Below are 22,995 nucleotides of genomic sequence, written 5' to 3'. Positions count from 1 at the left end.
TTGCAAAATTTAGGAAAAATATGACCGCTTACAATGCTGAAAATAACGCAGCAAAGCCCTCTATTTGGCAGCATATTTTCACAAAAAATATGCTACTTTGTCTTTACACTGGGTTTTGTTCTGGCTTGCCGTTATTTGTGTTAATTCAGCTAATGCCAGCGTGGCTAACTAGTGCGAATTTAGATATTAAAACCATTGCGGCATTTACTCTAACTTCCCTTCCCTATACTTGGAAATTTTTATGGGCTGCGTTATTAGACCGTTATTTTCCACCATTTTTGGGCAGACGTAGAAGCTGGATTTTTATTTCGCAAATTGGGCTATTAGTTATTTTAGCTAGCTTCGGCTTGTTCGACCCTGTCAAAGATATTTCTATCATTGTTACCCTCTCGGTACTATTGGCGTTTCTTTCTGCTACCCAAGATATTGTGGTAGATGCTTTCCGCCGTGAGATTTTATCGGATAAAGAACTGGGTTTAGGTAATTCTATTCACGTTAATGCTTATCGCATTGCGGGTTTAATTCCCGGCGGCTTATCACTGTTTTTAGCGGATCATTACGCTTGGGATACCGTTTTCCTGATTACGGCTGCTTTTTTAGTGCCTTGTTTATTCGTTACGTTAATAGCCGCTGAACCTAACCATAAACCAATCGACCGCTCTAAGCCGTTTTATATGGCGTTTGTTGATCCGTTCAAAGAGTTCTTTACTCGTAAAGGAGTTGCAGGGGCTATTGGCTTAATTCTGTTTATTTTCCTCTATAAATTGGGCGATTCTCTCGCTACCACACTGCAAACTAAATTTATTTTAGATATGGGTTTTACCAAATCGCACATTGCAGGCATTGTGAAAATGACTTCACTATGGTGTAGCATTGGTGGTGGTATCATCGGTGGTATTGCAATGTTAAAACTGGGCGTGAACCGTGCCTTGTGGTTGTTTGGTTTAGTTCAGTTAGTAACCATTTTAGGTTTTGCTTATCTTGCCAGCTTTGGATATTTCCCCACCGAAAGCATTGGGGCTGCCGAGCTTTGGAAATTAGGTTTAGTGATGGCAGGCGAATATCTGGGCGTAGGGCTTGGCACCGCCGCTTTCGTAGCCTTTATGGCTCGTGAAACTAACCCTGCTTATACTGCAATGCAACTGGCTATTTTCACTAGCCTTGCTGCCCTGCCAAGCAAAATGCTCGGGGCATACACCGGGCACCTGGTAGAAATGATGGGCTATTATCAATTCTTCTGGCTCTGCTTCTTTATTGGCATTCCGGGAATGTTAATGCTGTTTAAGGTTGCTCCTTGGACAGAGCAAAACTCAGCTTAGTTACAAGCGGTTAAATTTATAAAAAAATTTGCAATTTTAGGCAGTAATCGGTAAGGTTATTGCCTAAGTTATTTATTCATTTTTTTAGTTATTGAGGTTTATAAATGAAAGTGATTTTATTAGGCGCACCGGGTGCAGGCAAAGGCACTCAAGCTCAGTTTATTATGAACAAATTCGGTATTCCGCAAATTTCAACGGGTGATATGTTCCGTGCGGCAATCAAAGAAGGTACGGAATTAGGAAAACAAGCTAAAGCCTTGATGGACGAAGGTAAATTAGTACCAGATGAATTAACCGTGGCGTTAGTAAAAGATCGTATCGCACAACCAGACTGTGCCAAAGGTTTCTTATTAGATGGCTTCCCTCGCACTATTCCACAAGCGGACGCATTAAAAGAATCAGGCGTGAAAATTGATTTAGTGCTTGAGTTTGATGTGGCTGATGAAGTGATTGTTGAGCGTATGAGTGGTCGCCGAGTGCATCAACCGTCCGGTCGTACTTACCACGTAGTGTACAATCCACCAAAAGTAGAAGGTAAAGATGATGTAACTGGCGAAGATTTGATCATTCGCCCAGATGATAAAGCAGAAACAGTATTAGAGCGTTTAGCAATTTACCACAAACAAACCAAGCCGTTAATTGCTTACTATACTGCAGAAGCAGAAGCAGGCAACACTCGTTACGAGCGTTTAGATGGTACAAAACCTGTTGAAGAAGTGAGTGCAGAATTAGCGAAAATTTTAGCTTAATTTAAGACGCACAAGCGGTAAAATTTCTTGAAAATTTTACCGCTTGTTTTTTTAACTAAACATAGTTTCTTGTTAGCATAAACAGATCATCATAGATTGGTGAAATAAACACTTCTGGATTTTCAATCTGAATCTCTTTTGTATTCTCTTTTTTCTCTAAGGTCTGCTCGATTTTACTTTCTTCTTTAACCATATCACTTTGTACAATTGGTTTATTTTCTGCAAGGAGTGATATTTGATTTTCCACATTTTCCTGCTTAGATTCTAATTTTTGAGCTTGTTCTACTTTAGGTATTTGATCATTAATTTCTACCGTAGTTTCAGCTTGTGGTGAAAAAAGCTGTTCACCAACTTCTTGAGTTTGTTCAGACTGTTTTTCCTCTACTCTTGGTTTGTAAGATGGATCTAACAATTGGCGGCTAATATCCATTTTGGGGTCAAGCCAAATAGCAACAATGGCATCATTAAAAAGTTTGTCAAATACTTTAGAAACCACTTTATCATTTAAGATAAAATATCCTCTATCTTCTAGTGCGATATAGTGCAAAGTATCTTCTGGCTTAATATCAGGAAAGGTTTTTCTTAGATGAGTGATTATTTCATTTACCTCTTTTTCTGGTAGTTGAATACCTAAATTATTCCAAGTTCTTGCAAGAGAGGCCGCAAAATCACGCCCTTCCCACGGCTTTTTATATTGTAGGGTCAACATTAAAGGGCGAGTCCCCTCAGAATAACTCCCTGTTTCTGTAAAAAGCGTAACATGGTAGATATTAAACGGCCCCCAGGTATAATTCACATCATTAATTTTCATCCAATTCGCATTCGCTGTGCCTAAGAAAAGCGAAAACAGTATCGAAAAGAGCGCTTTGTAACGCATTATATTGTGTCCTTAAATCTAAAATTGCTGCCGATTATTATAGCGTTAAATATCTTGATTACGCATAATAATTTTCGATATAAATTTTGTGATCTAGTTCAAATTTTTGGAAAGATTTCAACAAGATTTATCTAAAAAATGGTAGCATCTAGCTATTAAATTATTTACAAACACACTATAGGAGTTAAATATGTTTCCAGAATTTCGTGATTTAATTACAGAGTTGAAACAAAGCGATGCACATTTTACTCGCCTGTTTGATAAACATAATGAGCTAGATCAACGTATTAAAAATATGGAAGCCAATATTGAGATTGCTACCCAAGAAGAAGTTGAGACGCTCAAAAAAGAAAAATTACATTTAAAAGATCAGATTTATTCAATCTTAAAACAGAAATCAGCCTAATCAAAATGAATAAAGCTCAGAAAAATTCTGAGCTTTATTGTTTTAAAATTAAAGCTTTACCGGCTCAATAATTTCACTTGGGTAGCAGCCAAGCACTTTCAGGTAACTCGTCACTTTTTCCAATTCCGCTAGCGCTTTTTGCGTGTTGTCAGAATGAATATTAGCCTCTAGCTCTACATAGAACATCTCTTCCCACGGCTTACCGTAAATTGGGCGAGATTCCAGTTTCATCATTCGGATATTGTGTGTTTTAAACACCATTAACGCATCTACCAACGCACCTGCCTGTTGAGTCGTGGTCATTAATAATAGCGTTTTGGTCTGCACTTGTGGCGACACCTTCACCACTTCTTTCGAGAGTACAATAAAGCGAGTGATGTTATTCGGTTGGTTGGCAATATCGGTTTTGATATTGGTTAAACCGTATAACTTGCCACCATCTTCATTACCCAACGCCACAATATTCGGCTTGTTTAAGCGAGCCACCATTTGCATTGCGTGGGAACTGCTTTCGCAATATTTGATATGCATCTTGTCTAGCGTTGCCAAGAACTGACTGCATTGTTGAGCCGGTTGTGGATGGGTGTAAACCGTGTCCACTTCCGCCAAATCCACATTGCCGTTGGCTAATACGCAATGTTTGATGGGGTACGCTAGCTCACCTACTAAAGTGAGATCAGTATGTTGTAATAAATCGTACACCTCGTTGATCGAACCTGACGTGGTATTTTCAAGCGGCAACACGCCGAAATCTGCTTCGCCAAGGCTGACTTTTGAAAAAACTTCATCAAAAGATCCGCAGCTTAATTCCACTAGCGAACCTTGATATTTCTTCGCAAACTGACGAGAAGCCATATTAGAATACGAACCTCGCATTCCCAAAAAGGCGATAGAAACCTGCTCTTCTTTTTGAGCATTCAATTTATTCTGCAGATAATTTTGCTGAGTGAGCACCGAATCTTCAATAATGCGTTGGAAAATTTGGGTCACATATTGCGGATCGAGCTGGTAATTTTCCGCCTCGGCAAAATTCACCAACTCTTGTAATAACGCTTTTTCACGCTCCAAATCACGCAACGGTTTTTGGGTAATCTCTTTGCTTCGCACCACATCAAACGCCAAGCGATGACGCTCCGCCAACAATTTTAATAAATTGCGATCAAGAGTGGTGATTTGTGTTCGAATATCGGATAAATCTAAAGACATTGTGCATTCTCTCAATAATAGCTTGCCTGAAATTATAACCTGTTCAAAAATAAAGGAAAGACAAGCGGTTGATTTCGCAACAAAATTTGCGAAAAATTCAGCTTTTTCTACCGCTTGCTACAGTGTAGAAAAGCATTTCTTTCACCGATTTTTTTGTTAGAATAGCCTCGCTCTCGGCACTCACCGAGTGATTACCAACCAAATGGAGTTTTTTTATGAAAAAATTACTAGCACTTTCTGCTATCGCACTTTTAGCAGCTTGTACTCAGTCACACCATCACAAAGGTCACGATCATCACCATAAAGGTAATGAAGCTCACGCTAAAAATCCGGCTCTAGCACAAGCGATGAAAGATTGCCATAGTACCTTCAACAAAGACAGCAAAGACAGCAAAGATATGACAGCATTTGAAAAATGCTTAAAAGAGAAAGGTTTCGAGAAACCGGCTGATCACCCAACAGCAGGAAAAATGCACAAGCACAAAAATCCTGCACTTTCGAAAGCGATGAAAGAGTGCCACAAAGCAGTAAAAAGCAAAAAAGACCGTGCGAAATTTGAAGCCTGCTTAAAAGAAAAGGGCTTTGAAAAACCGGCAAACCACCCGAAAGTGAGCGGTCACCACTAAAACATAAGCGGTTGAATTTACAATATTTTTTGCAAATTCAACCGCTTGTCTTCGTACGTTAAACTACCTGCCTTTAATTCCCCGAAATCCCTTTATGGCGTAACAACGCATCAAGAGTTGGTTTTCTGCCACGGAAGCGTTCAAACAGCACCATTGGTTCTTCTGAGCCGCCACGGGTTAAGATGTTGTCAAGGAATGACTGCCCGGTTTCGGCGTTGAAAATGCCCTCTTCTTCAAAGCGTGAGTACGCATCTGCCGAAAGCACTTCCGCCCATAAGTAGCTGTAGTAGCCTGCCGCATAGCCGCCGGCGAAAATGTGCGAGAAACTATGTGGCGTTCTTGCCCATTCCACGCCTTTTGTGACCGCTACTTGCTCTTTCACGGCTTTGAGTAATTCCAACATTTGCCCTTGTTTGTTCGGGTCATATTCGGTGTGTAGGCGGAAGTCAAACAAGCCAAACTCCAACTGACGAAGCACAAACATCGCCGCTTGGAAATTTTTCGCTGCTAATAGCTGATCTAACTTCGCTTTTGGTAACGGCTCGCCGGTTTCGTAATGCCCTGAAATAAAGGCTAACGCCTCTTCTTCCCAGCACCAGTTCTCTAAGAATTGGCTTGGTAATTCCACTGCGTCCCACGGCACGCCGTTAATTCCGGCAACATCGCCCACGTCAATTTCGGTGAGCATATGGTGAATGCCGTGCCCAAATTCGTGGAATAGCGTGGTGACTTCATCGTGAGTGAATAACGCCGGTTTGTCGCCAATCGGTTTGTTGAAGTTACAGGTTAAATACGCCACTGGTTTTTGCAAGCTGCCGTCAGCTAAGCGTTTTTGGTTGATGCAGTCGTCCATCCACGCACCACCACGTTTGTTTTCACGGGCGTATAAATCAAGGTAGAACGAACCACGCAAGCGGTCATTTTTGTCAAAAATATTGAAAAAACGCACATCTTTGTGCCAAACGTCCACACCTTGTTGCTCTTCCACACGCATTGCAAAAATGCGTTTCATCACTTCAAATAAGCCTGAAAGCACACGATTTTCCGGGAAATAAGGGCGAAGTTCTTCATCGTTTACCGAATATAACGCCTGTTTCTGTTTTTCGCTGTAGAAAGCGATGTCCCACAAATCAAGCTGTTCCACGCCGAAATGTTCTTTCGCAAACTGTTGTAATTCGCTCAATTCATTTTTACCTTGAGCTTTTGAGCGAGCAGCCAAATCGTTTAAGAAATCCAACACTTGTTGAGGATTTTCCGCCATTTTGGTGGCGAGAGAATAATCCGAGTAGGTTGTGAAGCCAAGCAGCTGCGATCTTTCGTGGCGAAGTTTTAAGATCTCATCGATCACGGCACTGTTGTCCCACTTACCGGCATTCGGGCCTTGATCTGAAGCACGGGTTACGTAGGCACGGTACATTTCTTCACGCAACGCTTTGTTTTCGCAGTAGGTCATCACCGGCAAATAGCTTGGAATTTCAAGGGTGAAGCGATAGCCTTTTTTGCCTTTGCTCTCTGCGGATAATTTCGCTGCCTCTAATGCAGATTCCGGCAAGCCTTTCAGTTGGGCTTCGTCTGTAATCACAATATCCCAGCCCATTGTGGCATCTAGCACGTTGTTGCTAAATTGCGAGTTGAGTTCCGATAAACGAGCAGAAATTTCGCCGTAGCGCTTTTGTTTATCCGCAGGTAACGAAATACCCGATAATTCAAAATCTTGCAGGCTATTTTCAATCGCTTTTTTCTGAGCGGCGGAATAATTCGCAAATTCAGGGCTATTTTTTAATTTCACATAGCCTTGATATAAGCCTTGGTGCTGCCCTGCCCAAGTGCTGTATTCCGAAAGCAGCGGTAAGCAGGCTTGGTAAACTTCACGCAATTCCGGCGAATTTTGCACCGCATTCAAATGCCCAACTGGCGACCACGCACGAGAGAATTTATCTCCCGCCATTGCTTGTGGCATATAGAAATTTTCCCAAGTCGGAGTCTCGATTTTTGCAACCGCTTCTACCGTTTCACGACATTCTTTGATCACTGCTTCCACAGCAGGTTTAATGTGTTCCGGTTTGATTTGCGAAAAAGCCGGCAAGCCGGTGTAATTTAAAAGAGGGTTTGACATTATTTTTCCTCACGTTGTAGGAGCGAAACATTTTCCGTCCCTGTTATCATTGTTTTTGTAGGGGCTAATTGCAATTAGCCCCTACAGATTAGAATTTCACTGTATGTCCGTAACTTTCAATGATTTTTTGGATACGTTCTAAATCTTCTTTTGGTGGCGGCAACACGCCGTCCAGCTCATATTTGTAGCCCAAGGTTTCCCATTTGTGAGCCCCGAGGCGGTGGTATGGTAGCAACTCGACTTTTTCGATGTTGTCCATTCCTTGAATAAATTGCCCTAAACGGTGGGCGGAATCGTCATCGTCCGTGTAGCCCGGCACGACCACATAGCGAATCCAAGTCGGCTTGTTCATTTTGTGTAAATAACGAGCAAAATCCAGCGTTCGCTTGTTAGACACGCCGATCAAATCTTGGTGGATTTCATCATTCAGCTGTTTTAAATCAAGCAACACGAGGTCGGTCACTTCCAGCATTTCATCAACCACAGGGCTATAGTTACGCACAAAGCCGTTGGTGTCTAAACAGGTGTTGATGCCCTCGGCTTTGCAAGCTCGGAACCAATCTCGCACAAATTCCATTTGCAGCACCGCTTCACCGCCTGAAGCCGTCACTCCGCCGCCTGTTGCTTTCATAAAGTGCTTGTAAGTGGTGACTTCTTTCATCAGATCTTCTACGCTGATTTCCTTGCCACCGTCCAAATCCCAAGTATCACGGTTGTGGCAATATTTGCAACGCATTAGGCAGCCTTGCAGGAACAGAATAAAACGAATCCCCGGGCCGTCCACCGTACCGCAAGATTCGTAGGAGTGATAACGAGCAATAGACATAAACAACCTTCTATTTTGTAAAATTTTTCTAAAAATTGACCGCTTGTAAGGGGCAAATTACAATTTGCCCCTACGTATTTAAAAGTTAGCCGTTGCTATAACACCGCTTGCCATACTTTTTGCGGCAACAAATAAACATCTTTCTCCGCTTTCTCGCCCTCGCCGACAATATGCCCGATACCGCTTGCCATCACTGCCAAAGTCACGTCAAACGCATTGAGGCTGTCGCCGTAGCCGGCGGTGAGGTTGAACATTGAGCCGTCTGCAAGTAGGTAAATGGTTTTGTCGCCAACTTGGTAAGCATTTACATACGGCATCGGTTCGCTCATCGGGTGCTGTTTGAGGAATGGCACGTCAATCTCTTCGGCAACGTGGCCGACATTCAGAATAAATAAGCCCGATTTTGCCTGTTCGATCAGCTTGCCGCCCAGCACGTTTTTCGCTCCTGTGGCTGTTGCAATCACATCGGCGATTTTCACCGCTTCTGCCAGTGGCATTACCTGCCAGCCGTCATATTGAGCTTGTAACGCACGGGCTTTGTCGATTTCCGCGATGATCACTTTACCGCCGTAGGCTTTCGCCGAAGCCGCCACGCCTTGCCCCACTAAGCCATAACCAATCACCACCACGGTTTTTTCGTGCAGGGTTAAGTGGGTGGTGTCGAAAAAGGTGTGCCAAGCAGTTAAGCCGACCATATGGCGGTTGTGTAAGCCCTCTTTCACTGGCAAGTCGTCCCAGTTAAAAATCGGGTAGTTTGGTTTCAAACCATTTAAGCGATTCACGCCCGAGCCGGTCGCTTCCAAGCCTGCTTTCACGCCGGTTTGTAAGCCTTTGGAGTGAATGAGCGAGGTTAAATCTGAACCCATTTCGCACAAATGGGTCGGCTGCCAGTCAATCGCTTTTTGGAAACTCTCGTGCCATTCTTCATTCGACATATTTCGCCAAGCGTGAGCTTCTGCTCCGTGTTCCACCAAATAAGCGACCACATCATCTTGCACCGTGGTTGGATTGCAAGTGGTTAAAAACACCTTCGCCCCTTTGTCCAACAAGCCTTTTACCAGCGGTGCCATTTTCAGGTCTAGGTGCATATTGCACGCTAAACGAATGTGAGAAAGGTCAGGTAATGCCTCAACAGCAGCACGGGTACGGGTTAAATGAAGTGTTGCCCAATCCAATTCGGCAGAAAAATTTTGGTAAATCATAAATCCTTATCAGCAATAAATAACATCGTCATCGAAGACTAGAATTATACGCTATTCTTCAAGGTTTTTGGAGGAAAATGCAAAATGTAGCAAAAACAAAACCGCTTGTAAGTTGCCCTACAAGCGGTCTTTTTTCATCAGAGATTTACCAATTCAGATTACATACTTTCAGTAAAAGTACGGGTAATTACGTCCATTTGTTGCTCTTTGGTGAGTGAGTTGAAACGCACCGCATAGCCTGACACACGAATGGTTAATTGTGGATATTTCTCTGGGTGCTCTACCGCATCTAATAGCGTATCACGGTTTAACACGTTTACGTTTAAGTGCTGACCACCCTCTACTGTTGCTTCGTGGTGGAAGTAGCCATCCATTAAGCCCGCAAGGTTACGTTTTTGTGCTTCATAATCTTTACCTAACGCATTTGGCACGATAGAGAAGGTGTAAGAAATACCGTCTTTTGCGTAGGCAAATGGCAATTTAGCCACAGAAGTTAATGACGCTACCGCACCTTTTTGGTCACGTCCGTGCATTGGGTTCGCACCCGGTCCGAATGGAGCACCTGAGCGGCGACCATCTGGTGTATTACCTGTTTTCTTACCGTAAACCACGTTAGATGTAATAGTAAGAACAGACTGAGTTGGCGTTGCGTTGCGGTAAGTTTTGAGTTTTTGAATTTTCTTCATAAAACGTTCGACTAAATCAACAGCAATTTCATCCACACGGTTGTCGTTGTTACCAAATTGTGGATATTCGCCTTCAATCTCGAAGTCGGTTGCTACATTTTTCGCTACACCAACCACTTCGCCTGCTTTGTTTTTGATCTCAATATCACTGCGGATTGGTTTTACTTTCGCATATTTAATGGCTGAAAGTGAGTCTGCCGCTACAGATAAGCCTGCGATACCACACGCCATTGTGCGGAATACATCACGATCGTGCAGTGCCATCAATGCTGCTTCATACGCATATTTATCGTGCATAAAGTGAATGATATTTAATGCAGTAACGTATTGTGTTGCTAACCAGTCCATAAAGCTGTCTAAGCGTGTCATTACATCATCGTAATCTAAATATTCGCTTGTGATTGCTTCTGTTTTCGGACCAACTTGGTCACCTGATTTCTCGTCCACACCACCATTGATTGCGTATAATAAGGTTTTCGCTAAGTTTGCACGAGCACCGAAGAATTGCATCATTTTACCTACGATCATCGGTGATACGCAGCACGCAATCGCATAGTCATCGTTTTGGAAATCTGGACGCATTAAGTCATCATTTTCGTATTGTACTGATGATGTGTCGATAGACACTTTCGCACAATAACGTTTGAAGCCTTCCGGTAATTGCTCAGACCATAAAATCGTTAAGTTTGGTTCTGGCGATGGGCCCATTGTGTAAAGAGTGTGTAAAATACGGAAGCTGTTTTTCGTTACTAATGTACGACCATCTAAACCCATACCAGCTAAGGTTTCAGTTGCCCACATTGGGTCACCTGAGAATAATTGATCGTATTCTGGTGTACGTAAGAAACGCACCATACGTAACTTCATTACTAAGTGGTCAATCAACTCTTGCGCTTCTTGTTCGGTAATTTTGCCTGCTTTTAAGTCACGTTCAATGTAAATATCTAAGAATGAAGAAACACGACCGAACGACATTGCTGCACCGTTTTGCGATTTAACTGCTGCAAGGTAAGCAAAATAAGTCCATTGCACCGCTTCTTGTGCGTTACTTGCCGGTTTAGAAATATCAAAACCGTAGCTTGCTGCCATCTCTTTCATTTTGCCTAATGCACGGTGCTGCTCGGCAATTTCTTCACGCAGTTGAATAGTGGCTTGAATATCTTCACCGGATTCTAAACGAGCTTGTAATGAAGCAAACTGACGTTGTTTGTCTTTCATTAAGAAATCTGCACCGTAAAGAGCCATACGACGGTAGTCACCGATAATACGGCCACGACCGTAAGCGTCTGGTAAGCCGGTAATTACACCCGATTTACGGCAACGTAAAATATCCGGGGTGTAAACGTCAAATACACCTTGGTTGTGAGTTTTGCGGTATTCAGTAAAAATTTGCTCTACTTCAGGTTTTAATTCACGACGATACACTTTACAAGAGCCTTTCACCATATTGATACCACCAAAAGGCATAATTGCACGTTTTAATGGCGCATCAGTTTGAAGACCCACAATTTTTTCTAATGATTTATCAATATAACCCGGAGCGTGTGAAGTAATGGTTGATGGAGTATCACAATCAATATCGTACGGTTCGTGCGTTTTATTTTCTACTTTAATCATTTCCATTACATCTGCCCACAATTTGCTTGTTGCAGGTGTTACTTCAGCTAGGAAAGACTCATCACCCTCATAAGGTGTGTAGTTTTTTTGGATAAAATCACGCACATTTACTTCAGTTTGCCAATCGCCAGCGGCAAAACCTTCCCACGCTTTTTGTTGAGCGTCTGTTAATTGAGTCATTTTAAGTCCTCTATGTTAGTAAGTTAAAACGAAAAGCAGTTAATTTTTGGTAAAATTTTGCAAAAATTTGACCGCTTGATTCTAAAATCTTAGTGCTTTCTAATATATAAGAACCATTGCATTAAGCCGATGAAAAAAACTCCACCGACAATATTGCCTAATGTAGCAGGAATAAGGTTCTTAAATACAAAATGGTATAAATCTAAATCCGCAAATTGTGCAGGATCAACATTAATTGCAGCCCAAAATTCTGGACTTGCAAAATGAGAAATTGCAATTCCCATTGGAATCATAAACATATTCGCCACACAGTGTTCAAAACCTGATGCAACGAACATTGCAATTGGCAACATCATAATAAAGGCTTTATCGGTTAGGCTTTTACCTGCATAAGACATCCAAACGGCAATACACACCATAATGTTACAGAAAATGCCTAAACAGAATGCTTCAAACCAGGCGTGATGAATTTTATGCTGTGCCGTATTTAAAATAACCAAGCCCCATTGCCCTTTAGCCGCCATAATCTGACCGCTAAACCAAACAAGCAACACAATTGAAATTGCACCGATAAAGTTACCAAAATAAACTACTACCCAGTTTTTAAACATTTGTAGCCAGTTAATTCTTTTACTGGCTCGGGCAACAATGGTAAGGGTTGAGGAGGTAAACAATTCTGCCCCAAATACCACACACATAATAACGCCAAGCGAGAAAACCAAACCGCCGATTAATTTGGCGACACCCCAAGGCATTTCACTCGCACCCACTTGGGTTGTGGTATAAAATACAAAAGCTATTGCAATAAAACCACCTGCGGTAATGGCAGAGAGAAAGGAATATAATTGATTTTTTGTTGCTTTATAAACCGCACCATCTTCTGCGATTTTTGCCATTTCAGCAGGAGAAAACATCAGACAACCTTAAAAATGAGAATTGAAAAACCGATATATTTTGAAGGAATTATAGACCTCTTCGTTTCATCTTTAAATAAATTCTTACATAATCAGAAGGATTTCCACCCTTTTTTTTGATGTAGAACAAAATCCCTTTAAAGTACAACATTTAATCAAATTTCAACAAACAAAATTTTAACAAATTAACAATAAATTTATGACAGATTATCTTACTTCACTTTTCAGCTTATTCTCCTCTGAGCAAAACCAACTCATGACGATGTTTTTTAGTGGACTGCTCAGTTCAACATTATTACCCGGAAATTCTGAAATTATTTTTACTGCTCTTGCAAGCCAACATTTCGTTACAAATATAACGCTAACTTCTTCGCTAACTACTCTGGTAATTGTTGCCACTTTAGGAAATAGCTTGGGTAGCTTAATTACTTATGCAATGGGCTTATTAGTGCCTCATCCGAAAAAATCAGATAGTAGCTATACACAATGGGCATTAGAAAAAAGTAAAAAATATGGCATTTTAGTCTTGCTTTTTAGTTGGCTCCCCATTGTTGGCGATATTTTCTGCGGCATCGCAGGCTGGCTCAGATTCAACCCTTGGCAAAGCATTATATTGATTATAATTGGCAAGCTATTGCGATACCTCTTTCTATTGGCAACACTCTATCCTGTTTTGAAGTATGTTTTATAAAGCACAAAGCGGTTATTTTTAGTAAATTTTTTACCAAAAACAACCGCTTGTATTTAATTATAAGCCTCTTAACGCCTCAATACGTTTTTCTAATGGTGGGTGACTCATAAATAATTCTTTACTACGTGCACCATTAATCATAAACGCGGCAAGAGAACCATGTAACTCTTGTGGCTCGTGAATGCGTTGTAAACGTTGTAAAGCCGCAATCATTTTCTCTTTACCCACTAATTGTGCGGAACCTGCATCAGCACGGAACTCACGATGGCGAGAGAACCACATTGCGATCATAGTCGCTAACACTCCAAATACCATTTGTAGAGCAATGTCCACCACCCAGAACACTAAAGTGTTGGTGCTTGAATTACCGTTACTGTCACGAGAGCTTGCCGCCATTGTGGAAATAATACGCGCCAAGAAAATTACGAAAGTATTTAATACACCTTGTAAAAGCGTCATTGTTACCATATCACCATTTGCAATATGGGCTATTTCATGTGCAACAACAGCCTCAGCCTCATCTTCTGTCATAGAATTCAGTAAACCGGTACTTACCGCAACAAGTGAATTATTTTTAGTCGCCCCTGTTGCAAAAGCATTCACATCTGCTGAGTGATAAATTGCAATATCCGGCATTGGAATATTCGCTTGTTGTGATTGACGTTGAACAGTATTAAATAACCATTTCTCGGCTTGGTTACGTGGTTCTTTGATTACCTCAGCACCAACAGAGCGTAACGCCATTGATTTAGATAGAAATAAAGAGATCAATGAGCCTGAAAAACCAAATACTAAAGAAAGGATCAGGATGCCACCAACACTTTGCCCTTGAATGCCCGTTGCATTAAAAATAATGTTCAGCACAATCCCTAAAACAAAGGTAATTGCTAAGTTTGTTAATAAAAATAGAATGACACGTTTTGCCATAATGTTGTAAATCTCCAAAAATAAATAATGCAATAATTGCTTACCTAAGATAATGATTTTGTCAGCAATTTCAAGCAATTGTTCACAATTATTCCCATAAATTTAACTGATGATTTACTTTTTTCTCAGGAAAGTGAACTGTTAGACCAATCAATCTTATTTTTCGTTCATTTCGTCTAACAAAAATTTGCTGCAAAAGCGTTTCAAAACGTGCGTAACTCAAGCCGTCTGTTGTCCTCTCAAGAGTGGTTTGGCTGAAATCGTCAAATTTTAATTTAATGCCTAATTTTTTAAACTCGCTCAACGGCATTTCCGCACCGCTTCGCTCAAGGCGAAACATCAATTTATCGAATAAATCGGCGATAATCTGTTGAGCCTCTTCAAAGGTAGAAATATCATCAAGCAAGGTATTTTCTACCGCGAGCGATTTTCGAGGGCGAAACGGCTCAATTTTCCGCTCATCAATACCGTGGCAGAAGTCCCAAAGCCGCTGCCCGAATTTGCCAAATTCCCGATAAATCAACGCCTGCTCAGCGTTTTGTACATCACCACAGGTTTCCAGCCCCAGCTTGTGTAGCTTCTCATTCGTCACTTTGCCCACACCAGGAATTTTTGCAAGCGGTAGATTTTTCACAAAAGTTTGCACCTCATCAGGCGTAATCACAAACTGCCCGTTTGGCTTGTTTTGATCTGAGGCGATCTTCGCCAAAAATTTTAGCGGAGCAACGCCAGCCGAGGCAGTTAATTTCAATTCCTGCCAAATATCATTGCGAATAGCCTGTGCAATCCAAGTCGCCGAACCGGAGTAAAGCTCGCAATCCGTCACATCTAAATAGGCTTCATCAAGAGAAAGAGCCTCAATAATCGGCGTGTAGCGATAAAAAATTTCATGGATTTGTGCCGAAACCGCTTTATAAAGTGGCATATTCACCGGCAGCAACACCAAATTCGGGCATTTTTTTAGGGCGGTTGCGGTCGGCATTGCACTGCGTAAGCCAAATTTTCGGGCTTCGTAATTGCAGGTAGTCAGCACGCCACGCTGATTAGCTCGACCGCCCACTGCGACAAGCTTGCCCACTAACGAAGGATTATCCCGCATTTCTATCGCTGCATAGAAACAATCCATATCAATATGGATAATTTTCCGTTGAAACTCCGCCACCATTTGCAAAATTTTCCTCAAAAACGACCGCTTGCCGCCTTCTTTCTCACAAAAAAAAACTGTATATAAAAACAGTTTTATTTTATGCTCTTGTTGTTAGAATTTCAAGCTCTACAAAATAATTAAAATAAGGATAAAAAAATGCTCTACGGTTTAGCCATTGTGCTGATTCCCCTCTTTCTGGGTTACCTAATCACGGTTAAAAACCACCGCTATATGGCAATCGTCAATAAAGTGGTGAACATCTGCCTTTACCTGATTTTGTTGGTAATGGGGATTTCGCTCGGACAAATTGACAACATCTTAACCGAGCTGCCGCAAATCGGCGGAATGGCGTTTAGTTTGGTGGCGATTTTGCTGCTTTCTAACATTGTAGGATTGGTGATTTACGACAAATTTCAGCCAATGAAACGAGAAGAAGTAAATCAAGACGAATTACCCTCTCGCCTGCATTTATTAATTGATTCCCTCAAATTAATCGGCGTAACCTTACTAGGCGGCATTATTGGCTATTACACTAAAGGCTCTGTAGATTTCCCTTTACACTCAAGTACTTATGTTTTAGAAGTGATGATTTTCGGGGTGGGTATTCAGCTTCGCAACAGCGGCATTCCATTGCGTGAGGTGTTTTTCAACAAACGGGGGATTTATACTTCTATCGTAATGGTGGCAAGTTCGTTAATTGGCGGTGTAATTTCCGCTTTCTTGCTGGATATTTCGCTCGCCAAAGGCTTAACCTTTGCTTCTGCTTTCGGTTGGTATTCGCTTTCAAGCGTGTTGGTGAACGATGTGTGGGGTCCGATTTACGGCAGTATCGCCTTTTTTAACGATATTTCCCGCGAAATTTTATGTCTGTTTTTAGTGCCACTGTTTATGCGACAATTCCCCTCCACCGCCGTTGGAATCGGCGGAGCAACCTCGCTGGATTGTATGCTCCCAATTATTCAAAAATCAGGCGGTATTCAAATTGTACCACTAGCGATTAGCTTCGGATTTATTGTGAATTTAGCCGCACCACTCTTGCTGGCAATTTTTATTGGGTTAGAAGGCTAAGTTACAAGCGGTGATTTTTAATCAACATTTTGCAAAAATTTGAGTAAAAATCACCGCTTGTGTGTTTTTATTTCTCACTTTCAAGCCAATTTCCGCTATAATTTGCAAGTTTTCCCCGATGTTCGGGCAATCATTTTCAAAATTCAAAAGGATAATTTTATGATGCGTTCTCACTATTGCGGCCACCTAAACCGCACTCATGTTGGACAAGCCGTGATATTAAGCGGTTGGGTTCACCGTGTTCGTAACCTTGGTCGTTTTATTTTTATGCAAATTCGTGACCGTGAAGGCATTGTGCAAGTGTTTTTCGATGAGAAAGACGAGGCACTTTTCAAACAAGCCTCTGCTCTACGTTCAGAAGCCTGCGTGCAGATTCAAGGTGAGGTGATCGCCCGTGATGAATCGCAAATCAACAAAGAGATGGCGACCGGTGAAATTGAAGTCTTGGTGAAAAATCTAGTGGTATATAACAACGCTGAAGTGATGCCGCTTGACTTCAACCAAACCAACACCGAAGAACAGCGTTTGAAATATCGCTATTTGGATTTACGCCGCCCTGAAATGGCAGAAAAACTCAAAACCCGTGCCAAAATCACGAGTTTCGTTCGCCGCTTTATGGACGACCACGGTTTCTTAGACATCGAAACCCCAATGCTTACCAAAGCGACACCTGAAGGGGCTCGTGACTATTTAGTGCCAAGCCGTGTGCATAAAGGCAAATTCTATGCATTGCCACAATCTCCACAACTTTTCAAACAGTTGCTGATGATGTCGAGCTTTGACCGTTACTACCAAATCGTAAAATGTTTCCGTGACGAAGATTTGCGTGCAGATCGCCAGCCGGAATTTACCCAAATCGATGTGGAAACCTCGTTCTTAACCGCCGAAGAAGTACGTGCGTTAATGGAAGAGATGATTCACGGCTTATGGTTAGACCGCTTGAACGTGGACTTAGGCAAATTCCCAATGATGACGTGGGCAGAAGCGATGCAACGTTTCGGCTCAGACAAACCGGACTTGCGTAACCCGTTAGAAATGGTGGACGTGGCGGATATTTTAAAATCGGTCGATTTCAAAGTATTCAGCGGCCCAGCGAACGATCCGAAAGGGCGTGTTGTGGCTCTTCGTGTACCAAATGGGGCATCGCTCACTCGTAAAAATATTGATGACTACACTCAATTTGTCGGCATTTACGGAGCAAAAGGCTTAGCGTGGTTGAAAGTGAATGACGTAAACGCCGGCTTAGAAGGTATTCAAAGCCCGGTGGCAAAATTCTTAAACGAAGAGGTGTTAAAAGCCTTATTTGAACGTTTAAATCTACAAAAAGATGACATCGTGTTCTTCGGTGCAGACAACTGGAACGTGGCAACCAACGCTATCGGTGCATTACGTTTGAAAGTGGGTAATGATTTAGGCTTAACCGACACCAAAGCGTGGAAACCATTGTGGGTGGTTGATTTCCCAATGTTTGAGCGTGATGACGAAGGCAATTTATCCGCAATGCACCACCCATTCACCTCGCCAAAAGATTTATCGCCGGAAGAGTTGGTGAAAGATCCTGAAAATGCGGTGGCGAATGCTTATGATATGGTGATCAACGGCTACGAAGTGGGCGGCGGCTCAGTGCGTATTTTCAGCCAACAAATGCAACAAACCGTGTTCAGCATTTTAGGCATTAACGAAGAAGAGCAACAAGAGAAATTCGGCTTCTTGCTTGATGCGTTAAAATTCGGTACACCACCACACGCAGGTTTAGCGTTCGGTTTAGACCGCTTAACAATGTTGATTACCGGCACCGACAACATTCGTGATGTGATCGCCTTCCCGAAAACTACCGCAGCAGCGTGTTTAATGACAGAAGCACCAAGCTATGCAAATCCGAAAGCGTTGGATGAGTTGGCGATTACGGTGAAAGCGGTTGAAAAAGCCGAATAATTTGCAAATAGCTTTTAGCTCCCGGCACGAGCCGTGCCGGGTTACGCATAATTGAGCAGCTCCGCTGCTCTTTTTTCTTTTTGGGTTAAAACAAACTCTGCTGTCCTAACAAATGCTCCGGCACAGGTTTTATCTGAAATCCTTTCTCCGCCAAAAATCCTTTGAGCGTTTGGATATTATAAAATGCGTGACTTTTGGTGGTGTTTTCAAAGTAGAGATAGAGTTTGTCGAACTCTGCTTTTCGATGAAACAGCAAATCTGCCAAACCGTTCAACTCTTCGTCCGAATAACGATAATCGTGGCGTTCTGCCGCACTTTGCCCTTTCCACCAATCAGAATTGCGACCATGCAGTCGTAAATAAGCGGTGCGTTGGTTTGCGAAAAAATGAAACGCTGGCAAACCGATATTCTGCGGATAATCCACATTGCACCAAATCAGATTTGGGCTGTTCGCAAAGGTGTCAAACACAGGCGAAATATGCCAACTTGGATGGCGAAACTCAATCGCAAGCGGTTGATTTTCAAACCATTTTATCAATTCACCCAAATAACGGCGATTGGGTAGCGTGCGTTCAAATTGAGTTGGGAACTGAATAAACAAATTCGCCAATACATTTTGCTCCATAAGCGGTTGCAACACATTCAAAAAGGCTTGAGCTTGCTCTAAAACTGCGGTGCGTTGGTGGCTGAAATCTTGGTGTAATTTCACCGAAAAATTCAGCCTCCCCTCCGCTTTCTGTACCATTCCCTCAAAAGCTTTCTGCCCAATGGGAGCGTGGAAAGTGCTATTGATTTCGAGCGTGTCGTAATGCTGGCTGTAAACCGCCAGAAAATCCTCTTTTTTCGTGCCGAAAGGATAAAGTGTGCCGAGCAGATCGGTGTCGGCATAGCCGCCTGTGCCGATGTAAATATGGGGAAAAGTCATCATCATTTGTTGCCAAAATTGTTTTTGCAAATTTTAGAGCTTTTTAGACCGCTTGCAAATGGTTAATAAAGGAGTAAGATTTGTTATCTTTTGTTGTGAGGGATCACTATGTGGATTTGGTTTACTCTACTTGCTGCGGTGGCTCAAGCCGGTCGCAATGCCTTTCAAAAACAGCTCAGCCGAGATGTGCCAGTGCTGGGTGTTACCCTTGCTCGCTTTTTCTACGCCGTGCCATTAGCAAGTGGCTATTTGGTGTTTTTATATTGGCACGATGAATCACTGACTTTACCGAATTTCCCACAGCTCTTTTTTGTGTATGTGGTGGGTGCAGGCTTAGCTCAAATTTGGGCGACCTCATTAATGGTTCAGCTCTTTCACTTAAAAAATTATGCCATCGGCGTGGGTTTAGCCAAAAGTGAAGCCGTTTGGGCGGCACTGCTTGGGGTGCTGTTTTTCGGCGTAACCATCAGCCCAATCGGTTGGCTAGGCGTGCTGTTAGGTGGCGTGGCGATTTTCCTGATGACCGGCAGCGGCAATTTACGCCAACTTTCGTGGAAAACGCTGTTTCTCGGCATCAGTAGCGGTTTGTGCTTCGCCCTCACCTCACTTTGGGTTCGGGAGGCCAGTCTGCAGCTCAACAGCCATTTTTTAATTTCAGCGGCGTGGGTGCTGTTTACTGTGATCACGTTTGAAGCGGTGCTTTTGGTGGTCTATTTAGCCCTTCTCCAAAAAGAAACGCTGACCAAATTTTTCCAATTCCCGAAACTAGGAATGCTCACCAGCCTATTCTCTTTTCTCGGCTCATTCGGCTGGTTTAACGCAATGAGCCTCAACCACGTCGCCTTTGTGAAAACCCTCGGGCAGGTGGAAATTTTCTTTATTTTAGGCATTTCCTACTTTATTTTTAAAGAACGTCTGAAAATTCAAGATTTTGTCGGGCTAATTTTAGTGGTAATTGCAGCTATTTTGGTGGTAATCAATTAATGCAGTATAAAAATCCAAATAGTGTGCTAGTGGTGATTTACGCCCAAAACACTCGCCGAGTGTTGATGTTACAACGCAAAGATGATCCTGAATTTTGGCAGTCGGTAACAGGCTCTATCGAAATAGGCGAAAAGCCGATTGAAGCTGCTGAGCGCGAAGTGTTCGAGGAAATCGGTTTGCAAATTTCCGCTGAAACACGACCGCTTGTCGATTGTCAAAAGCAGATAGAATTTGAAATTTTTCCGCATTTTCGGTATAAATACGCACCTAATATTACACACTGTGTCGAGCATTGGTTTTTGTTACCGCTTGAGAGCGAGCAAGAGCCGATTTTAAACGAGCATTTGGCTTACCGTTGGGTTGAAGCAGATAAAGCCGTTGAGATGACTAAATCGCCGAATAATGCCGATGCAATCAAAGAATTTATTTTAAGGTGCGAGTAACCGTACCATTTTCATTAAGAGGACAACAAAATGGCAGGCCATAGTAAGTGGGCAAATATTAAACACCGCAAAGCAGCACAAGATGCACAACGTGGAAAAATCTTTACCAAATTAATTCGTGAGTTAGTGACCGCAGCCAAACTCGGCGGTGGCGATGTGAGTGCAAACCCTCGTTTGCGTTCAGCGGTAGATAAAGCGTTATCCAGCAATATGACACGAGACACCATCAACCGTGCGATTGAGCGTGGTGTGGGTGGTGGTGATGACACCAATATGGAAACCAAAATCTACGAAGGTTATGGCCCGGGCGGCACAGCAGTAATGGTGGAGTGTTTAAGTGATAACGCAAACCGTACCATTTCACAAGTTCGTCCAAGTTTCACCAAATGTGGTGGTAACTTGGGGACTGAGGGGTCTGTAGGTTATTTATTCAGCAAAAAAGGCTTAATCCTAATCGCATCAGGCGATGAAGATGCGTTAACGGAAGCTGCAATCGAAGCGGGTGCAGACGATATTCAGCCACAAGAAGACGGCTCATTTGAAATCTATACTGCTTGGGAAGATTTAGGCGATGTGCGTGATGGTATTGAGCAAGCAGGTTTCAAAATTGAATCTGCAGAAGTGACTATGATTCCATCAACCACCGTTGAACTTGATGCAGAAACTGCACCAAAACTTCTTGATTTAATCAACCGCCTTGAAGATTGTGATGATGTGCAAAACGTATATCACAATGGTGAAATCAGTGATGAAGTGGCTGCGTTGCTTTAATTAAACAGCCTGTTTAAAAGTATAAAAATGAGCATAATTTCAGTTATGCTCTTTTTTTATGAACTTTTTCCTATCATAGCGTACTAATTAATTAGAAGTACCAACTTCTATATTCTATGAAAATTACTTAAGGAGAAAACTATGAAATTAGTTAAATTCGTTCCTGCTTTAGCAGCAACCTTAGTTTTAGCAGCTTGTTCTAATGCAAATAATCAACCAGCTCCTCAGCCAACAGTAGATCCTGTAACAAAAGCAGCTGACCAGGCAACTCAGCAAGTTAATGAAATTGCAGGCAATGCAGCTCGTGGTGCAGCAGCTGTAAAAGTAGAAAAAGCAACTGACGGTTCAAAATCTATCGTATATCGTTGTCAAAGTGGTAAATTAGTTACTGCAAACTATGTATTCCAAGGCGATGATGCTAGAGCAGTAAATTTAGTATTACAAAACGGTAAGAAAACACAAAAAATCCCTACATTAGCACGTGATGACGCAAACCAAGACTTTACATCATTCAAGTCTGATAACTATATCTGGAATGTTTCAACCGGCTTTACACTTGCAAATGCAACAGGTGAAACAACCGGTATGCTAACCAAGTTAGGTAAAGGTTCAGATGAAATCTTAGCAAAACTTTGTGATGTAGATAAACAATTAACATCAAGATTAAATAAATAGAATTGATTGATTCTATCACCCGGCGAGAGGATAATATCCTCTCGCTTTTTATTTTACTATCCACAATATGACTATTATTTTAGGAATTGACCCCGGCTCAAGGGTGACCGGTTATGGAGTTATTCGTCAAACGGGACGGCATTTGGAGTATCTCGGCAGCGGTGCAATTCGTACTTCTGTTGATGATCTGCCAACCCGTTTACAACGCATTTATGCCGGTGTGAGTGAAATCATTACTCAGTTTCACCCGGATATGTTTGCGATTGAGCAAGTGTTTATGGCTAAAAACCCAGACTCTGCATTAAAACTCGGCCAAGCTAGAGGAACAGCCATTGTCGCTGCAGCGAACCATAATTTACCGGTATTTGAATATGCTGCGCGTTTAGTTAAGCAAACCGTGACAGGTATTGGCTCTGCCGATAAAGTACAGGTTCAAGATATGGTCACTCGAATGTTACAACTTTCAACTAAACCACAAGCAGATGCGGCTGATGCTTTAGCTATTGCCATTACGCACGCTCATTCAATGCAACATTCATTAATTGTCGCGAAGCAAAGTCAGCAAAATGTACATAGTGAGAAAGAACAGATTTTAGCTTTGATGAAAACCCGTTATAGCAGGGGAAGATTTAGGCTGAAAGGTTAATAAAAAACCGCTTGATAGTTATATAACTAACAAGCGGTTATTTTTTGAAAAAATTTTGC

22 protein-coding genes are annotated in these 22,995 nt (G+C 42.2%); 12 read left to right on the top strand and 10 right to left on the bottom strand.

Annotation, left to right across the window (positions count from 1 at the left end):
• Positions 1 to 20: 20 nt before the first annotated feature.
• Both A6B40_RS09045 and adk read left to right on the top strand, forming a co-directional pair.
• Entirely contained in the window at positions 21 to 1,319 is a 1,299-nt protein-coding gene (locus A6B40_RS09045; RefSeq protein ID WP_176672183.1) for an AmpG family muropeptide MFS transporter, read from the top strand.
• A 104-nt stretch (positions 1,320 to 1,423) separates the two neighbouring features.
• Complete coding sequence (adk, locus tag A6B40_RS09040) at positions 1,424 to 2,068, top strand: adenylate kinase (protein WP_025247353.1); 645 nt, start codon at positions 1,424 to 1,426, stop codon at positions 2,066 to 2,068.
• A 55-nt stretch (positions 2,069 to 2,123) separates the two neighbouring features.
• On the opposite strand, the gene A6B40_RS09035 is transcribed toward adk, so the two are convergent.
• A complete protein-coding gene (locus A6B40_RS09035; RefSeq protein ID WP_176672182.1) occupies positions 2,124 to 2,945 on the bottom strand; it encodes a dihydroorotate dehydrogenase in 822 nt (273 codons plus the stop codon).
• A gap of 190 nt (positions 2,946 to 3,135) precedes the next feature.
• Between A6B40_RS09035 and A6B40_RS09030 the strand changes: the two genes are divergently transcribed.
• Positions 3,136 to 3,351 (top strand): YdcH family protein, encoded by a 216-nt coding sequence (locus tag A6B40_RS09030; RefSeq protein ID WP_025216770.1) that lies wholly within the window; start codon positions 3,136 to 3,138, stop codon positions 3,349 to 3,351.
• A gap of 48 nt (positions 3,352 to 3,399) precedes the next feature.
• Here A6B40_RS09030 and A6B40_RS09025 read toward each other — a convergent pair whose 3' ends face one another.
• Positions 3,400 to 4,557, bottom strand: a complete 1,158-nt coding sequence (locus A6B40_RS09025) for a chorismate mutase (protein WP_176672181.1) — start codon at positions 4,555 to 4,557, stop codon at positions 3,400 to 3,402.
• Positions 4,558 to 4,772: 215 nt separating this feature from the next.
• On the opposite strand from A6B40_RS09025, the gene A6B40_RS09020 reads away from it, so the two are divergent.
• A complete protein-coding gene (locus A6B40_RS09020; protein ID WP_176672180.1) occupies positions 4,773 to 5,183 on the top strand; it encodes a hypothetical protein in 411 nt (136 codons plus the stop codon).
• A 73-nt stretch (positions 5,184 to 5,256) separates the two neighbouring features.
• Here the strand turns inward: A6B40_RS09020 and prlC are convergent, their stop codons facing one another.
• The 5 genes from prlC to focA form a co-directional block, all read right to left on the bottom strand.
• Positions 5,257 to 7,299 carry an oligopeptidase A gene (gene prlC, locus A6B40_RS09015; protein ID WP_176672179.1) on the bottom strand — a complete coding sequence of 681 codons (2,043 nt, stop codon included), beginning with the start codon at positions 7,297 to 7,299 and terminating at the stop codon, positions 5,257 to 5,259.
• 88 nt (positions 7,300 to 7,387) lie between these two features.
• Positions 7,388 to 8,125 (bottom strand): pyruvate formate lyase 1-activating protein, encoded by a 738-nt coding sequence (gene pflA / locus A6B40_RS09010; RefSeq protein WP_025216766.1) that lies wholly within the window; start codon positions 8,123 to 8,125, stop codon positions 7,388 to 7,390.
• A gap of 95 nt (positions 8,126 to 8,220) precedes the next feature.
• On the bottom strand, positions 8,221 to 9,327 hold the full coding sequence (locus tag A6B40_RS09005; protein ID WP_176672178.1) for an adenosylhomocysteinase: 1,107 nt from the start codon (positions 9,325 to 9,327) through the stop codon (positions 8,221 to 8,223).
• A 158-nt stretch (positions 9,328 to 9,485) separates the two neighbouring features.
• The gene (gene pflB / locus A6B40_RS09000; protein WP_025247347.1) at positions 9,486 to 11,810 is read right to left on the bottom strand and encodes a formate C-acetyltransferase; all 2,325 of its coding nucleotides are present in this window, start codon (positions 11,808 to 11,810) and stop codon (positions 9,486 to 9,488) included.
• A gap of 89 nt (positions 11,811 to 11,899) precedes the next feature.
• Entirely contained in the window at positions 11,900 to 12,724 is an 825-nt protein-coding gene (gene focA / locus A6B40_RS08995) for a formate transporter FocA (protein WP_025247346.1), read from the bottom strand.
• A 199-nt stretch (positions 12,725 to 12,923) separates the two neighbouring features.
• On the opposite strand from focA, the gene A6B40_RS08990 reads away from it, so the two are divergent.
• Entirely contained in the window at positions 12,924 to 13,415 is a 492-nt protein-coding gene (locus A6B40_RS08990; protein WP_025216762.1) for a YqaA family protein, read from the top strand.
• Positions 13,416 to 13,472: 57 nt separating this feature from the next.
• Here the strand turns inward: A6B40_RS08990 and htpX are convergent, their stop codons facing one another.
• On the bottom strand, positions 13,473 to 14,342 hold the full coding sequence (htpX, locus tag A6B40_RS08985) for a protease HtpX (protein WP_176672177.1): 870 nt from the start codon (positions 14,340 to 14,342) through the stop codon (positions 13,473 to 13,475).
• An 88-nt stretch (positions 14,343 to 14,430) separates the two neighbouring features.
• The gene (gene dinB, locus A6B40_RS08980) at positions 14,431 to 15,507 is read right to left on the bottom strand and encodes a DNA polymerase IV (protein WP_176672176.1); all 1,077 of its coding nucleotides are present in this window, start codon (positions 15,505 to 15,507) and stop codon (positions 14,431 to 14,433) included.
• A 138-nt stretch (positions 15,508 to 15,645) separates the two neighbouring features.
• Between dinB and A6B40_RS08975 the strand changes: the two genes are divergently transcribed.
• Positions 15,646 to 16,557: a LysO family transporter gene (locus A6B40_RS08975; RefSeq protein WP_176672175.1), complete on the top strand. Its 912-nt coding sequence runs from the start codon at positions 15,646 to 15,648 to the stop codon at positions 16,555 to 16,557.
• Positions 16,558 to 16,716: 159 nt separating this feature from the next.
• A complete protein-coding gene (gene aspS / locus A6B40_RS08970; protein ID WP_176672174.1) occupies positions 16,717 to 18,492 on the top strand; it encodes an aspartate--tRNA ligase in 1,776 nt (591 codons plus the stop codon).
• An 85-nt stretch (positions 18,493 to 18,577) separates the two neighbouring features.
• On the opposite strand, the gene A6B40_RS08965 is transcribed toward aspS, so the two are convergent.
• Positions 18,578 to 19,417, bottom strand: a complete 840-nt coding sequence (locus A6B40_RS08965; RefSeq protein WP_176672342.1) for a DUF72 domain-containing protein — start codon at positions 19,415 to 19,417, stop codon at positions 18,578 to 18,580.
• Between the two features lie 108 nt (positions 19,418 to 19,525).
• Here A6B40_RS08965 and A6B40_RS08960 point away from each other — a divergent pair, with 108 nt between their 5' ends.
• From A6B40_RS08960 to ruvC, 5 genes are all read left to right on the top strand, one after another.
• Positions 19,526 to 20,401: a DMT family transporter gene (locus A6B40_RS08960; protein WP_176672173.1), complete on the top strand. Its 876-nt coding sequence runs from the start codon at positions 19,526 to 19,528 to the stop codon at positions 20,399 to 20,401.
• Positions 20,401 to 20,844, top strand: a complete 444-nt coding sequence (gene nudB, locus A6B40_RS08955; protein ID WP_112110611.1) for a dihydroneopterin triphosphate diphosphatase — start codon at positions 20,401 to 20,403, stop codon at positions 20,842 to 20,844. Before A6B40_RS08960 ends, nudB begins: the two co-directional genes overlap by 1 nt.
• Before the next feature lie 30 nt (positions 20,845 to 20,874).
• The gene (locus A6B40_RS08950; protein ID WP_025216753.1) at positions 20,875 to 21,615 is read left to right on the top strand and encodes a YebC/PmpR family DNA-binding transcriptional regulator; all 741 of its coding nucleotides are present in this window, start codon (positions 20,875 to 20,877) and stop codon (positions 21,613 to 21,615) included.
• Positions 21,616 to 21,756: 141 nt separating this feature from the next.
• Positions 21,757 to 22,290 carry a hypothetical protein gene (locus tag A6B40_RS08945; protein WP_025247334.1) on the top strand — a complete coding sequence of 178 codons (534 nt, stop codon included), beginning with the start codon at positions 21,757 to 21,759 and terminating at the stop codon, positions 22,288 to 22,290.
• Positions 22,291 to 22,357: 67 nt separating this feature from the next.
• On the top strand, positions 22,358 to 22,936 hold the full coding sequence (gene ruvC / locus A6B40_RS08940; RefSeq protein WP_025247333.1) for a crossover junction endodeoxyribonuclease RuvC: 579 nt from the start codon (positions 22,358 to 22,360) through the stop codon (positions 22,934 to 22,936).
• Positions 22,937 to 22,995: the final 59 nt, after the last annotated feature.

This window comes from Mannheimia varigena, from assembly GCF_013377235.1.
Lineage (GTDB): Bacteria > Pseudomonadota > Gammaproteobacteria > Enterobacterales > Pasteurellaceae > Mannheimia > Mannheimia varigena.
This window is presented reverse-complemented; position numbering and strand designations above follow the sequence as displayed.

What these genes read in the sequence shown, in the direction of transcription:
- A6B40_RS09045 (WP_176672183.1), top strand. Translation starts at nt 21, where the DNA reads ATGACCGCTTACAATGCTGAAAATAACGCAGCAAAGCCCTCTATTTGG.
- adk (WP_025247353.1), top strand. Translation starts at nt 1,424, where the DNA reads ATGAAAGTGATTTTATTAGGCGCACCGGGTGCAGGCAAAGGCACTCAA.
- A6B40_RS09035 (WP_176672182.1), bottom strand. Translation starts at nt 2,945, where the DNA reads ATGCGTTACAAAGCGCTCTTTTCGATACTGTTTTCGCTTTTCTTAGGC.
- A6B40_RS09030 (WP_025216770.1), top strand. Translation starts at nt 3,136, where the DNA reads ATGTTTCCAGAATTTCGTGATTTAATTACAGAGTTGAAACAAAGCGAT.
- A6B40_RS09025 (WP_176672181.1), bottom strand. Translation starts at nt 4,557, where the DNA reads ATGTCTTTAGATTTATCCGATATTCGAACACAAATCACCACTCTTGAT.
- A6B40_RS09020 (WP_176672180.1), top strand. Translation starts at nt 4,773, where the DNA reads ATGAAAAAATTACTAGCACTTTCTGCTATCGCACTTTTAGCAGCTTGT.
- prlC (WP_176672179.1), bottom strand. Translation starts at nt 7,299, where the DNA reads ATGTCAAACCCTCTTTTAAATTACACCGGCTTGCCGGCTTTTTCGCAA.
- pflA (WP_025216766.1), bottom strand. Translation starts at nt 8,125, where the DNA reads ATGTCTATTGCTCGTTATCACTCCTACGAATCTTGCGGTACGGTGGAC.
- A6B40_RS09005 (WP_176672178.1), bottom strand. Translation starts at nt 9,327, where the DNA reads ATGATTTACCAAAATTTTTCTGCCGAATTGGATTGGGCAACACTTCAT.
- pflB (WP_025247347.1), bottom strand. Translation starts at nt 11,810, where the DNA reads ATGACTCAATTAACAGACGCTCAACAAAAAGCGTGGGAAGGTTTTGCC.
- focA (WP_025247346.1), bottom strand. Translation starts at nt 12,724, where the DNA reads ATGTTTTCTCCTGCTGAAATGGCAAAAATCGCAGAAGATGGTGCGGTT.
- A6B40_RS08990 (WP_025216762.1), top strand. Translation starts at nt 12,924, where the DNA reads ATGACAGATTATCTTACTTCACTTTTCAGCTTATTCTCCTCTGAGCAA.
- htpX (WP_176672177.1), bottom strand. Translation starts at nt 14,342, where the DNA reads ATGGCAAAACGTGTCATTCTATTTTTATTAACAAACTTAGCAATTACC.
- dinB (WP_176672176.1), bottom strand. Translation starts at nt 15,507, where the DNA reads ATGGTGGCGGAGTTTCAACGGAAAATTATCCATATTGATATGGATTGT.
- A6B40_RS08975 (WP_176672175.1), top strand. Translation starts at nt 15,646, where the DNA reads ATGCTCTACGGTTTAGCCATTGTGCTGATTCCCCTCTTTCTGGGTTAC.
- aspS (WP_176672174.1), top strand. Translation starts at nt 16,717, where the DNA reads ATGATGCGTTCTCACTATTGCGGCCACCTAAACCGCACTCATGTTGGA.
- A6B40_RS08965 (WP_176672342.1), bottom strand. Translation starts at nt 19,417, where the DNA reads ATGACTTTTCCCCATATTTACATCGGCACAGGCGGCTATGCCGACACC.
- A6B40_RS08960 (WP_176672173.1), top strand. Translation starts at nt 19,526, where the DNA reads ATGTGGATTTGGTTTACTCTACTTGCTGCGGTGGCTCAAGCCGGTCGC.
- nudB (WP_112110611.1), top strand. Translation starts at nt 20,401, where the DNA reads ATGCAGTATAAAAATCCAAATAGTGTGCTAGTGGTGATTTACGCCCAA.
- A6B40_RS08950 (WP_025216753.1), top strand. Translation starts at nt 20,875, where the DNA reads ATGGCAGGCCATAGTAAGTGGGCAAATATTAAACACCGCAAAGCAGCA.
- A6B40_RS08945 (WP_025247334.1), top strand. Translation starts at nt 21,757, where the DNA reads ATGAAATTAGTTAAATTCGTTCCTGCTTTAGCAGCAACCTTAGTTTTA.
- ruvC (WP_025247333.1), top strand. Translation starts at nt 22,358, where the DNA reads ATGACTATTATTTTAGGAATTGACCCCGGCTCAAGGGTGACCGGTTAT.